Annotated in this window: 11 protein-coding genes; 10 read left to right on the top strand and 1 reads right to left on the bottom strand. The window is 64.0% G+C overall.

Annotated elements, in window-relative coordinates:
• Positions 1 to 24: 24 nt before the first annotated feature.
• The 9 genes from F3H96_RS01140 (at position 25) to F3H96_RS01100 (ending at position 10,214) form a co-directional block, all read left to right on the top strand.
• Positions 25 to 1,614 carry an ABC transporter substrate-binding protein gene (locus F3H96_RS01140; RefSeq protein ID WP_149790101.1) on the top strand — a complete coding sequence of 530 codons (1,590 nt, stop codon included), beginning with the start codon at positions 25 to 27 and terminating at the stop codon, positions 1,612 to 1,614.
• A gap of 96 nt (positions 1,615 to 1,710) precedes the next feature.
• Positions 1,711 to 2,670, top strand: coding sequence for an ABC transporter permease (locus tag F3H96_RS01135; RefSeq protein WP_149790100.1), 960 nt, complete (start codon positions 1,711 to 1,713; stop codon positions 2,668 to 2,670).
• 56 nt (positions 2,671 to 2,726) lie between these two features.
• Positions 2,727 to 3,548: an ABC transporter permease gene (locus F3H96_RS01130; RefSeq protein ID WP_149790099.1), complete on the top strand. Its 822-nt coding sequence runs from the start codon at positions 2,727 to 2,729 to the stop codon at positions 3,546 to 3,548.
• The gene (locus tag F3H96_RS01125) at positions 3,548 to 5,233 is read left to right on the top strand and encodes an ABC transporter ATP-binding protein (protein WP_149790098.1); all 1,686 of its coding nucleotides are present in this window, start codon (positions 3,548 to 3,550) and stop codon (positions 5,231 to 5,233) included. The genes F3H96_RS01130 and F3H96_RS01125 overlap by 1 nt, the downstream gene beginning before the upstream one ends.
• A gap of 283 nt (positions 5,234 to 5,516) precedes the next feature.
• Positions 5,517 to 6,356: an alkaline phosphatase family protein gene (locus tag F3H96_RS01120; RefSeq protein ID WP_149790097.1), complete on the top strand. Its 840-nt coding sequence runs from the start codon at positions 5,517 to 5,519 to the stop codon at positions 6,354 to 6,356.
• A 163-nt stretch (positions 6,357 to 6,519) separates the two neighbouring features.
• On the top strand, positions 6,520 to 7,086 hold the full coding sequence (locus tag F3H96_RS01115; protein WP_149790096.1) for a sigma-70 family RNA polymerase sigma factor: 567 nt from the start codon (positions 6,520 to 6,522) through the stop codon (positions 7,084 to 7,086).
• Entirely contained in the window at positions 7,083 to 7,751 is a 669-nt protein-coding gene (locus tag F3H96_RS01110) for an anti-sigma factor (RefSeq protein ID WP_149790095.1), read from the top strand. The genes F3H96_RS01115 and F3H96_RS01110 overlap by 4 nt, the downstream gene beginning before the upstream one ends.
• On the top strand, positions 7,741 to 9,198 hold the full coding sequence (locus F3H96_RS01105) for a S8 family serine peptidase (protein WP_149790094.1): 1,458 nt from the start codon (positions 7,741 to 7,743) through the stop codon (positions 9,196 to 9,198). The genes F3H96_RS01110 and F3H96_RS01105 overlap by 11 nt, the downstream gene beginning before the upstream one ends.
• Positions 9,199 to 9,383: 185 nt before the next feature.
• Positions 9,384 to 10,214, top strand: a complete 831-nt coding sequence (locus tag F3H96_RS01100; RefSeq protein ID WP_149790093.1) for an alpha/beta hydrolase — start codon at positions 9,384 to 9,386, stop codon at positions 10,212 to 10,214.
• 23 nt (positions 10,215 to 10,237) lie between these two features.
• Here the strand turns inward: F3H96_RS01100 and F3H96_RS01095 are convergent, their stop codons facing one another.
• Positions 10,238 to 11,260: a substrate-binding domain-containing protein gene (locus F3H96_RS01095; protein ID WP_149790092.1), complete on the bottom strand. Its 1,023-nt coding sequence runs from the start codon at positions 11,258 to 11,260 to the stop codon at positions 10,238 to 10,240.
• Positions 11,261 to 11,619: 359 nt separating this feature from the next.
• Here F3H96_RS01095 and F3H96_RS01090 point away from each other — a divergent pair, with 359 nt between their 5' ends.
• Positions 11,620 to 12,975 carry an ABC transporter substrate-binding protein gene (locus F3H96_RS01090; RefSeq protein WP_149790091.1) on the top strand — a complete coding sequence of 452 codons (1,356 nt, stop codon included), beginning with the start codon at positions 11,620 to 11,622 and terminating at the stop codon, positions 12,973 to 12,975.
• The last annotated feature ends 26 nt before the right edge of the window (positions 12,976 to 13,001 follow it).

The raw sequence follows: 13,001 nt of genomic DNA, 5'->3' as shown, positions 1-13,001 counted from the left end.
CGGAATCCAGAGTGAGGAACCATAATGTCTGACGAACTCGACTATCTCAGCCGGCGAGTCGCTGCCGGAAAGCTTAGCCGTCGCGATTTTCTCGGTCGCGCGGCGGCGCTCGGCGTCGCAGCGACCGTTGCCAACTCGCTGCTCTCCAAGGCCGTGCGTGCGGCCGGTCCGGTCAAGGGCGGCACGCTGAAGGCCGGCATGGTTGGCGGTGCATCCACCGACAGCCTCGACCCCGCGCTGGACGCCAGCCAGGTTCCGTTTGCCTTCGGTAAGTGCTGGGGCGAGACCTTGGTCGAACTCGCGCCCGGTGGCGGCGTCGAGTATCTGATCGCCGAGGAGATCGGCGCGTCGGACGACGCCAAGACCTGGACAATGAAGATCCGCAAGGGCGTCCAGTTCCACAACGGCAAGGAAGTGACACCGGACGACGTGGTGGCGACGCTGAAGCGCCACAGCGACGAGAAGTCGAAGTCCGGCGCGCTCGGCGTGCTTAAGGGCATCGACACCATCAAAGCCGATGGCGGCAATGTCGTGGTCACGCTGAAGGATGCGAACGCCGACCTGCCCTATCTGATGGCGGACTATCACCTGATCATCCAGCCGAATGGCGGCGTGGACAAACCCGACGCTGGCATCGGCACCGGACCGTACAAGGTGACAGTCAATAAGCCGGGCGTGAAGCACGGCGGCGAGCGCTTCGCCAATTACTGGCAGGCCGACAAATACGGTCATGCCGACCAGGTCGAGATCGTGGTGGTCAATGACCCGACCGCCCGCATGGCGGCCCTGCAGGGCGGCCAGGTGAACATGATCAACCGCGTCGAGCCGAAGATCGTCGATCTGGTCAAGCGGCTGCCTGGCGTCACCGTCCGCGCCGCCTCGGGCCGCGGCTTCTACCCCTTCAACATGTTCTGCGACACCGCGCCCTTCGACAACAACGATCTGCGCATGGCGCTGAAGCTCGCCATGGACCGCGAGGAGATGCTGCACAAGATCCTGCGTGGCTACGGCTCGGTCGGCAACGACATGCCGGTCAACAAGGCCTATCCGCTGTTCTCTGAGGATATCGAACAGCGCAAGTTCGACCCGGAGAAGGCTGCCGCGGCCTACAAGAAGTCTGGCCATAGCGGCTCGATCCTGTTGCGCACCTCAGACGTCGCGTTCCCCGGCGCGGTCGATGCCGCCCAGCTCTACCAGCAGAGCTGCGCCAAGGCCGGCATCAAGATCGAGATCAAGCGCGAACCCGGCGACGGTTACTGGACGGAAGTCTGGAACAAGCAGCCCTTCTCGCTCTCCTACTGGGGCGGGCGGCCGACGCAGGACCAGATGTACTCGACGGCGTACATTTCGACCGCCGACTGGAACGACACGCGCTTCAAGCGTCCGGATTTCGACAAGATGGTCCTGGCGGCGCGAGGCGAGCTCGACGAAGCAAAGCGCAAGAAGATCTATCGCGACATGGGCGAGATGATGCGCGACGAGGGCGGCCTGATCGTACCGTTCTTCAACCAGTTCGTCGACGCGACCGGCAAGGGGGTCGAAGGCTGGGTCGACAACCCGGCACAGGAACTCGGCAACGGTCACGCCTTGATCCAGTGCTGGCTGCAGGCTTGACGAAGGAATAGCGAAGGGCCGGTAAACGCCGGCCCTTCCTTGCTTCGTGGCGCGCCCGAAAGGCGGCCGTCCCTACACCAACATCACGGGTTGCCGATGTCGTCTCCGATCTTGAGATTGATCGCTCAGCGCATCTTGCTGGGCATAGTTCTTCTTTTGGCCGTTTCGGTGCTGATCTTCGCCGGCACGCAGATCCTGCCGGGCGACGTCGCCCAGGCGATCCTCGGCCAGTCGGCGACACCGGAGGCGCTGGCAAACCTGCGCGAACAGCTCGGCCTCAACGATCCGGCGTGGCTGCGCTATGTGCACTGGCTCTGGGGCATCCTGCATGGAGACTTCGGCACGGCGCAGTCGAGCGGCCTCGATATCGCCAGCTCGATCGGCACCAGGCTGAAGAACACGCTGTTCCTGGCCGCCTGCGCGGCGATCGTCGCGGTGCCGCTGGCAATTATTCTCGGACTCATTGCCGTCCGCTACCGCAACGGTTTCGTCGACAAACTGATCTCGGGCCTGGCGCTGGCTTCGACGTCATTTCCCGAATTCTTCATCGGCTATGTGCTGATCTTCGTGTTCGCCGTGCACTGGCAGATCTTTCCGAGCATCTCGACGGTGGATGATTCCACGCCTTTCCTCGAAAGGCTGCAGGCCGTGGTGCTGCCGGCGACCGCACTGACGCTGGTGGTGCTCGCCCATATGATGCGCATGACGCGCGCGGCAATCCTCAACGTCATGCAGTCGGCCTATATCGAGACGGCGGAGCTGAAGGGTCTGAAGGCTTTCGACATCATCCGCAAGCACGCCTTCCCCAATGCGATCGCGCCGGTCGTCAACGTCGTCATGCTCAACCTCGCCTATCTCATCGTCGGCGTCGTCGTGGTCGAGGTGATCTTCGTCTATCCAGGCATGGGGCAGTATCTCGTCGACCATGTCGCCAAGCGCGACGTGCCGGTGGTGCAGGCGGTCGGCCTGATCTTCGCCGCGGTATACATCACGCTCAACATTGTCGCCGATATCGGGGCCATCGTGGCCAATCCGAGACTGAGGCATCCGAAGTAGCGGGCATCCGACACAGTGGGACCGATGCACGACGACCAAAGGGGGAACTGAGGCGCATGGCCTTGCGACAAATCCCGTTGACCGCCTGGGTGGGGCTCATCCTGACCGGCTTCTTCGCGTTCTGCGCGATCTTCGCGCCGTGGATCGCACCGCACGGCAATGGCGAGATCGTCGGCGACGTATGGGAGCCGATGTCGGCCACCCATTGGCTGGGCACCGACAATCTCGGCCGCGACCTCATCTCGCGCATGATCTATGGCGCGCGCATCACCATGGAGATCGCGGTGGCGGCGACGGCGCTGTCCTTCTCGCTAGGCTCGATCCTCGGCTTCTCGGCCGCGGTGTTCGGCGGCTGGTTCGACACGCTGATGTCGCGCTTCGTCGACCTTCTGATGTCGATCCCGACGCTGATCTTCGGCCTCGTCGTGCTTTCGGTCCTGCCGACCAACGCGCTGACGCTGATCCTGGTCATGGGCATCCTCGATTCGACCCGCGTCTACCGGCTGTCGCGCGCGGTCGCCGTCGACATCAACGTCATGGACTTCGTCGAGGCGGCGAAGCTGCGCGGCGAAGGCAAGGCCTGGATCATCTTCCGCGAGATCCTGCCAAATGCGCTGTCGCCGCTGGTGGCGGAACTCGGCGTGCGCTTCATCTTCGCCGTGCTGTTCCTGTCGGCGCTGTCCTTCCTCGGCCTCGGCGTGCAGCCGCCGGATTCGGACTGGGGCGGCATGGTCAAGGAAAACAAGGACGGCATCGTCTTCGGCATTCCGGCGGCGCTGATCCCGGCCGCGGCGATCGCGGTGCTGGCGATCTCGGTCAATCTCGTCGCCGACTGGGTGCTCAACCGCACGACGAGCCTGAAGGGAGGACGCGGCTGATGGCTGATAAGCAAGCGAAGTCCGGGCAAGCAAAGCCAGGGCAGGCAAGCTCGGGCCGTCTCCTCGACATCCGCAATCTGCGCATCGAGGCGACCGTCTATCCGCCGGGCGAGGCGCCGAAGACGATCACGCTGGTCCACGACGTCTCGCTGACGCTCGAAAAGGGCAAGGTGCTCGGCCTGATCGGCGAATCCGGCGCCGGCAAATCGACGATCGGCCTGTCGTCGATGGCCTATGGCCGCGGCGGCGTGCGCATCACCGGCGGCGAGGTGGTCCTCAATGGCCGCGACATCCTGAAGGCCGGACCGAAAGGCGTGCGCGCGCTGCGCGGACGCGAGGTCTGCTACGTCGCGCAGTCGGCGGCGGCCGCTTTCAATCCGGCCCACAAGCTCATCGACCAGGTGGTCGAGGCCACGCTCCTGCACGGCACAGCAAGCCGCGCCGAGGCCGAGAAACGGGCCATCGCGCTGTTCAAGAAACTCAGCCTGCCCAATCCTGAAACGATCGGCGAGCGCTATCCGCATCAGGTTTCCGGCGGCCAGTTGCAGCGTGTGATGACGGCGATGGCGCTCTGCTCGGAGCCCGATCTCATCGTCTTCGACGAGCCGACCACGGCGCTCGACGTGACGACGCAGATCGACGTGCTGGCGGCGATCAAGGACGCCATCCGCGACACCCATGTCGCGGCCCTCTACATCACCCACGACCTTGCCGTCGTCGCGCAAGTTTCGGACGAGATCATGGTGCTGCGCCACGGCCGGCTGGTCGAATGGGGCGGCACGCGCCAGATCATCAAGGAGCCGCGCCAAGAGTACACCAATGCGCTGGTTTCGGTGCATGAGATCGAGCACCGGGAACAGCAGCCGGGCACGACGCCATTCCTGTCGGTGAAGAATGTCACCGCCGCCTATGGCGGCGGCCATGTCAAGGTGCTGAAGAACGTCTCGGTCGACATCTATCCCGGCCAGACGCTGGCCGTCGTCGGCGAGAGCGGCTCCGGCAAGTCGACGCTGGCGCGCGCCATCACCGGGCTTTTGCCGCCGGAAGAGGGCACCGTAACCTTCGATGGCAGGCCGCTTGCCAACAGGCTCGCCGATCGGCCGAAGGAGGACCTGCGCCAGTTGCAGATGATCTACCAGATGGCCGACGTGGCGATGAATCCGCGCCAGACCGTCGGCACCATCATCGGCCGGCCGTTGGAATTTTATTTCGGCATCAAGGGACGCGAGCGCGACAAGCGCGTCGCCGAACTGCTCGACGAGATCGAGATGGGCAAGGGTTTTGTCGACCGCTATCCGGCGGAGCTATCCGGCGGCCAGAAGCAGCGCGTCTGCATCGCCCGCTCGCTTGCCGCCAAGCCGAAGCTGATCATCTGCGACGAGGTGACCTCGGCGCTCGACCCGCTGGTCGCCAACGGCATCCTCAAGCTCTTGCTCAATCTGCAGCAGGTGGAGAAGGTCGCCTATTTGTTCATCACACACGATTTAGCGACGGTTAAGTCGATCGCCGATTCGATCGCGGTGATGTATCGCGGCGAGGTGGTTCGCTACGGTCCCAAGAGCAAGGTGCTGACGCCGCCCTTCGACGCCTATACGGACCTGCTTTTGTCCTCCGTGCCCGAGATGGAGATCGGCTGGCTGGAGAAGGCGATCAAGGGCCGGCGCATGGAAAGCGCCGGGAATTAGAGCATGATGCCGAAAAGTGTGAAGCGGTTTTCGGACGACATCATGCTCTATCTCTTTGATTTAGAGGCGGATTCAGATTTCAGGTCGACTCGATCTGAAATCATCCGGCTCTAGGGCATCTGGCCTGCTCTGACGATCTGTTCCTACGCAATTCCGAGCGGAAGACCGTTGCACACTGGAAATGCTCCAGCTGGCTTCCTCTTCTCCGCGCTTCTGGGGCTTGGCCGGACCGGTCAGCCCCTCGATGCTGATCCCTCCCGCAAGACCGTAAATGGAGGCGCGCGTGGCGCTCAAATCCAAACTGCTGCTCATCGTCCTCGACGGCGTGCCTTATCGGAACTGGCGCCGGCTGATGGGCAATCTCGAGGGCTGGGCCCAGTCCGGCGCGGCGCAGGTTTGGAAAATGCGCTCGGTGCTGCCGTCGACCTCCGCCTGCTGCTACGCCTCGATCCACACCGGGGTTTCGCCGCAGGTGCACGGCATCCTTTCCAATGAGAACCGCTTTCGGGTCACGCAGCCGGATATCTTCTCGGAAGTCAGCAAGGCCGGCGGCAGGACCGGCGCCGTGACCCATTCCTACTGGTCCGAATTTTTCCGCAGCTTTCCGTTCGACCTTGTCGAGGACATGGAGTTCGACGAGCCCGATGGGCCGATCACGCATGGCCGCTTCCACACCATGACCGGCTACAATCTCAAGAACCAGATGACGCCGAGCGACGTCGACCTGTTCGCGACGCTGACCATGCTGGCGAAGCGCCATGGCATCGACTACGGCATCCTGCACACCTGCACGCTGGACTCGATGGGCCATCGCTTCGGCCATGACTGCCACGAGATGGACCATGCCTGCTACGCGATGGACGGCATGCTCGCCGCCTTCCTGCCCGGCTGGCGCGAAGCCGGCTATGAAGTGATCGTGACGGCCGACCACGGCCAGACCGTCCGCGGCCACCATGGCGGCCACGACGACGAGATGCAGGATTTCGCGCTGTATTATTTCGGACCGGCGAAAGGACCGGAGGGCGATACGCTGCTCGACCAGCTGCAGCTGGCGCCGACGGTGCTGAGCCGGCTCGGCGTGGCGATACCCGAGACGATGAAGGCGAAAGTGTTTTTGGGGTAAAGCGCGGCGACTTCCCCTTCTCCCCTTGTGGGAGAAGGAGAACCCCTGCCCTCTGGCAACCTCCCCGCTCTTCGGTTAGCCTCCGAAAATTCCTTGGCGGAGGATGAACCTTTTTGAACCGATCAGCGACAGAGCCACGAGGAGCCAGGCGGCTCGACCGGCCATGAATGCGGCGACGGAAACCGATCGCGCGCTTGTAGACCGGGTCGCGAAGGGCGACCGGGCCGCCGTTCGGCTCCTGTTCATGCGTCACCACGCGCGGATCTACCGCTTCGTGGCGCGTCAGACGGGATCGGAAATGATGGCCGACGATATCGCGAACGAGGTTTTTCTGGAGCTGTGGAAGCAGGCGCCCAGCTTCGAGGGCCGCTCCGAAGTCTCGACATGGCTGCTCGGCATCGCCCGCTTCAAGGCGTTGTCCTCGCTGCGCAAGAAGAAGGAAGACTGGATCGACGACGACGACGCGGCGCAAGTTCCCGACGGCGCCGATACGCCGGAAGTCGTTACCATGAAGGAAGACAAGGCCGCCGCCTTGCGGCGCTTCATCGACGCCTTGGCGGAGGAACACCGCACCGTGATCGACCTCGCCTATTACCACGGACAGTCGGTGACCGAGATCGGCGAGGTGCTCGGCATTCCGGTCGCGACCGTCAAGACCAGGATGTTCTACGCCCGCAAGAAACTCGGCGAAGCCCTGAAGTCTGCGGGTTACGACAGGGGGTGGCCATGAGCGCCGCTGAAAAGATGTCGCGCCGCGACGAGATGGAAACGCTGCTGCCGTTCTACCTGAACGGCTCGCTGGAGGGCGCCGAGCTGGAGGCTATCGAGGAATGGCTGGCCACCGATCCGGCGGCGATGGCCGCACTTGGCGAAGCGGAAGCCGAATTCTCCGGCACCGCCGCCGCCAACGAGGCGATCCGCCCGCCCGCCGACGCGCTGTCGCGCTTTGCCAAGGCGCTTGACGCCGAGGCCGGCCCGGCGCGGGCGCCTGCCGGCCAGTCATGGCTTGCCAAGGTCTTCGGCCGGGTGACGGCGATGCCTGCCGGTGTCGCCTGGGCGGCGGCCGCGGCGCTGCTTGCGCTTGTCCTTGTGCAATCCTTCGAACGTCCAGGCGGCAAGGGCAGCGACTTCGAGCTAGCCGGCGCCCAGGACGATCTGGCGAAGCTGCCTTTCGCCCTGGTCAAGTTCAAGCCGGATGCCAGGATGGCCGACATCGCCGCCTTCCTCGGCCAGAACGGGCTGAAGATCGCCGGCGGCCCGACCGCGGACGGCGTGTTCCACCTGGCGATCCCGGCCAACACGGCGGCCGACTACGACAGGATTGTCGGCCTCATTGCCGCCCAGCCTTTCGCGGATGCTGTGATGCAGGGAAGGAAACCGGTCGATGGCGGCTAAGGCTGTCGTTCTTCGCGCGCTGATCTTGGCGGCGGCTTGTGTCGCCGCGCCTGCTTTCGCCCAGACCAATGATCCAGGCCTGACGCAAAGCCAGGTCGATTGCCTGAACCGCACGACGGCGGCCGGCGCCGGCTGCGACAAGGATAGCGGGGCCAAGAATGGCGGCGGGACGCCGGGCACAGGCACCGGCCCGGGCGGCGCGGTGTTCCTGCCGGCGCTGATCGTCGACCTGTTTCCGAATCCGCCGGCCGGCGTGGCCCCGCAAACGCCGGCGCCGTCCGCCGGGACATCCTCCTCGAACGCCTCCGCCAACGCGCCGGCACCCGCTCCGACGCCGAGCGGACCCGTCACGGTGCCAAACGGCCTCAACCTGGTCGAACCGCCGCGCGCGATCACGGGCGAATTCGTGCCCGACGAAGTGCTGGTGACGGTCGACGGCGATGCCGGTGTCGTGCAGCAGATCGCCACCTCGTTCGGCCTGCAGGTGCGCTCGCAGCGCCAGTCGCGGCTACTCGGCACGACTTTGGTGCGCTTCGGCATCACCGACGGGCGGCCGGTCGGCGTGGTGCTGGCGCAGCTTGCCGCCGACGGCCGCACGCAGCGGCGCGAGCCCAACCATATCTACACGCTGCAGCAGGCGGCCGGCATCGTGAACTATGCCTTCGACCGCATCGCGCTCGATTCCAAGCAAGCGAGCGGCGAGAATGTGCGCGTCGCCGTCATCGACACCGGCATCGACGACACCAACCCGGCGCTGAAGGGCGTGATCGCCGACCAGTTCGACGCCATGCCGAACGTGCCGATCGAAAAGCGCGACCACGGCACTTCGGTCGACGGGCTGATTGCCGGCGTCGGCCCGCTGGAAGGCATGGCGCCGGGCGCAAGGATCTATCACGCACGCGCCTTCGAAGGCGGCAAGTCGACGATGGACGTCATCCTCTCGGCACTCGACTGGGCGGCAAGCCAAGATGTGCGCATCATCAACATGAGCTTCGTCGGCCCGAAGAACAAGCTGCTGGGCACTGCCTGCCACAATGCGCGCGCGCTCGGCATGGTGCTGGTCGCCGCCGCCGGTAACAACGGGCCGAAGGCGCCCTATGGCTATCCCGCCGCCTTCGACAGCGTCATCGCCGTGACCGCCACCGACGCCAAGGACGGGCTGATGCCGCAGGCCAATCGCGGCGCCTATGTCTTCATCTCCGCTCCCGGTGTCGAGATGGTGGCGCCGAGCGGCGCCGGCTCGGATGTGGTGACCGGCACCTCGTTTGCTGCGGCAATCGTCAGCGGCGCCATCGCCAACCTGATCCATGCCGCGCCCGACCGTTCGGCCGACGACATCGAAAAGGCGCTGGCCGACACCGCCAGGGATCTTGGCCCCAAGGGCAGGGACAATGATTTCGGCTATGGGCTGATCGATACGAAGGCTGCGGAGGCGGCGAAGGAGTGAGTTTGGGCAACCTGCACTAGGACCAAACGCAATCAATTGGCTGCGCAAATATCCGGGATTGTGGACCCTGCCGTTCCTGTTGATCGGAACAGTCAGTGTCGGAGATTTGAGGTCAGCGGTCTCCCACCATAGGGTTGCGACCAGCTCGTATCGACGACGGTGTCCGGAGTGCTTGGAGAAGCTCGATGTCGTGGGAACTGGATGAAACCGCGCAAACGTCTGCGGGCGCGGTGGCGGCGGGTCGGGCTGGCAACGGGCCATCGCTCGTGCTTGCCCATGGCTGGCCGTGGTCCTCGTTCTCATGGCACCGGATCATTCCGGCTCTGGCGCGGCGATACCATGTCCATTGGTACGACATGCCCGGATACGGCCGATCCGACAAAGCCGCGGAGCAGCGCACCTCGCTCGATGTGCAAGGCAAGGTCTTTGCAGAGATGCTTGCCCATTGGCGCCTCCAGCGGCCCATGGTCGTTGCCCACGACATGGGAGGCGCGACGACGTTGCGGGCGCATCTGCTGCACGGCTGTGATTTCGACCGCTACGTTCTGATGAATGTCGTCGCCATGCGGCCCTGGGGATCGGAGTTCTTCGACCATGTCGGCCGTCACGTGGATGCCTTCCTAGGCTTGCCGGCGCACATCCATGAAGCCGTCGTGGCGGCCTACGTCAAGGGAGCGATCGTCAATGAGATCGATCCTGGAGATTTCGACAAGCTTGTGGAGCCGTGGCTGTCGGAGGAGGGAAGGGTGAGCTTCTATCGGCAATTCGCGCAAGCCGATGAAAGATACACCGCCGAGGTCGAGCCGATGTTCAAAGATATACGCTGTCCGGTAGAGATCATCTGGGGCGAGGACGACCCATGGATTCCGCTGGAGCGAGGCAAAGCGCTTCACGCACTCATCCAGCAGGCATCGTTCGAAACACTGCCCGGCGTCGGCCATCTTCCTCAGCTCGAAGCGCCGGATCTGGTGCTGGGGCGGCTGAACGGGTTCTTGTCACGCGAACCCGAAGGCTGATCCGCATGGTTTGAGTTTTGATCCTACGTAGGCGCCCCAGCAACCGATCCCCTAACCACCAGGTCAACCGGCCAGACCTCGCCTCGAGCCCCCTCCTCCAACCCTGAAATGCGCGCCGCCAGGCGCTCGGCGACACGGGCGCCGGCGAGGCGGATCGAGGAGCGCGTCGTCGACAGCGGCACCGGGAAATTCTCCGGCCGCAGCCAGGGGAAAACGTCGTCATGGGCGACCAGCGACAAGTCGCCCGGAATGGTGAGACCGAGGTCGCGCACGGCGCGCACTACGCCCAGCGCCATGATCAGGCTGGAGCAGGCGATTGCCGTCGGCGGCTCGTTTTCCTCGAGCAGGCGACGGGCGGCGCGGTAGCCGTTTTCCTCGGTCATGGCCACCGAGCGGATGTGGCGCTCGCCGAGCGTCAGTCCGCTCGCGGCAAGCGCACGGCGCATGCCGCGCTCGCGGTGGATGGCGAAGGTCTCGCGCTCATTGCCGTTGATCAGCGCCAGGCGCTTGTGGCCAAGCTGGACCAGCAGCCGCGCCGCTTCATGGAAGGCGCCTTCATTATCGATGTCGAGATAGGGGTAGTCAAAGTCGAAACCCTCGCTGCGGCCATGGACGATGAAGGGAATGCCCAGCGTGTTGACCAGCGCCAGCCGCTTGTCGGCCGGACGCGGCGAGGAAATGTAGACGGCGTCGACCTGGCGGTTGGCAACGATGCGGCGGTAGGTCGTCTCCTCGTCGTCGGCGTCGGCCGGCGAGAGCACGAGGTCGAGCTCGTGCGAGCGGGCGTAGTCGCCGAGACCGGAGAGGAATTCGACGAAGTGCGGATCGATGTCGACGGCATTGCCGGTCGGCAGCACATAGCCGATCATGCCCGACTTGCCCGTGGCGAGGCGCCGCGCGGATGGGTTCGGCCGGTAGCCGTGGCGCTTGGCGGCATCCATCACCCGCCGCCGCGTTTCCTCGCTGACCTCCGGGTAGCCGTTCAGCGCCCGACTCACCGTGGTCTGCGATAGCGACAGCATATGCGAGAGTTGCTTGAGGTTCATCGGAGGCCTCCAGCCTCAAAGCGCTTTCAATTTTAATCCATCCGATGATTGTTGGCGAGATCACCAATCCTGATGAGCTTAGAGGTCCACCGGCACCGTTTGAAGCAAAAATTGCTGCTGCAGCGCCAAAAAAGCATGCTGCATTGCACTTTCTTTGTCCGCGCCCGTCGGTTTTAAATCGATTAATGAACCCACCCACTTGACTCCGGGGCGATTCAATGGCGAGATTAAGATAGCCAAAGCGCTTTGGAAGTCTCTTCGGAAGGTTGCGGTTGCCCTTTCGCTGAGTCACAGTTCCGCGGGCGTCGGCGGACGAAATGGAGGTTTCGTCCTGTTTGTGACCACTGGGAGGACTTGCGATGAAGAAAATGCTTCTCTTGGGCGCTGCGTTCGCGGCGCTCACCCTCAGCCTGCCGGCGCAAGCCGAATTGAAGTTCAAGCCGGGCGAGGACCCGCGCTTTCACTGGGCGAACTATGACGAGCTCAAGAAAGTCGACCTCAAGGGCGAGACTCTGACCATCTTCGGGCCGTGGCGCGGCGAGGACGAGGGCTTGGTGCGCACCGTTCTCGAATACTTCCAGGAAGCCACCGGCGCCGAGATCAAATACTCCTCGTCGGAGAATTACGAGCAACAGATCGTCATCGACACCCAGGCCGGCAGCCCGCCCAACATCGCCGTGCTGCCGCAGCCCGGCCTGATCCAGGACCTGGCCTCCAAGGGCCTGCTGAAGCCGCTCGGCGACGACACCGCCAAATGGGTGAAGGATAATTACGGCGCCGGCCAGTCATGGGTCGACCTCGGCACCTTCAAGGACAAGGATGGCAAGCCCGGCTTCTTCGCCTTTCCCTACAAGGCCGACGTGAAGTCGCTGGTCTGGTACTCGCCGGACAATTTCGAGGAAGCCGGTTACAAAGTGCCGAAGACGCAGGAAGAGCTCGCCGACCTCGAAAAGAAGATCATCGCCGACGGCGGCAAGCCCTGGTGCATCGGGCTCGGCTCCGGCGGCGCCACCGGCTGGCCGGCGACCGACTGGGTCGAGGACATCATGCTCAGAACCCAGACCCCCGACGTCTACGACAAATGGGTGAAGAACGAGATCCCGTTCAACGACCCGGCTGTGGTCAACGCCATCGACATTTTCGGCAAGATCGCCACGGACGACAAGATGGTCGATGGCGGCGCCAAGGCGGTCGCGGCGACCGACTTCCGCGACAGCCCGAAGGGCCTCTTCTCGGTGCCGCCAAAGTGCTACATGCACAAGCAGGCATCCTTCATCCCGACCTTTTTCCCGGAAGGCACAAAGATCGGCCAGGATGCCGACTTCTTCTACTATCCGCCCTATGCATCCAAGCCCGATCTCGGTACGCCCGTGCTCGGCGCCGGCACGCTGGTCATGATCACCAAGGATTCCAAGGGCGCGCGTGCCTTTATCGACTTCCTGAAGATGCCGCTGGCGCATGAGATCTGGATGGCGCAGGGCGGCTTCGTGACGCCGTACAAGGCGGTGAACAAGGAAGCCTATGCCAGCGAGGCGCTGAAAAAGCAGGGCGACATCCTGGCCAACGCCTCGACGTTCCGCTTCGACGGCTCGGACCTGATGCCAGGCAAGATCGGCGCGGGCTCCTTCTGGACTGGCATGATCGACCTGGTCGGCGGCAAGCCCGCCCAGGACGTCGCCACCGACATCCAGAAAAGCTGGGATGCCATCAAGTAAGCCGCTCATAGCGGCAAAACATCAGA

The sequence above is a fragment of the Mesorhizobium sp. NFR06 genome (assembly GCF_900115245.1).
Lineage (GTDB): Bacteria > Pseudomonadota > Alphaproteobacteria > Rhizobiales > Rhizobiaceae > Mesorhizobium.
Note: the sequence above shows the minus strand (reverse complement) of the source record. Positions and strands in the feature narration are given on the sequence as shown.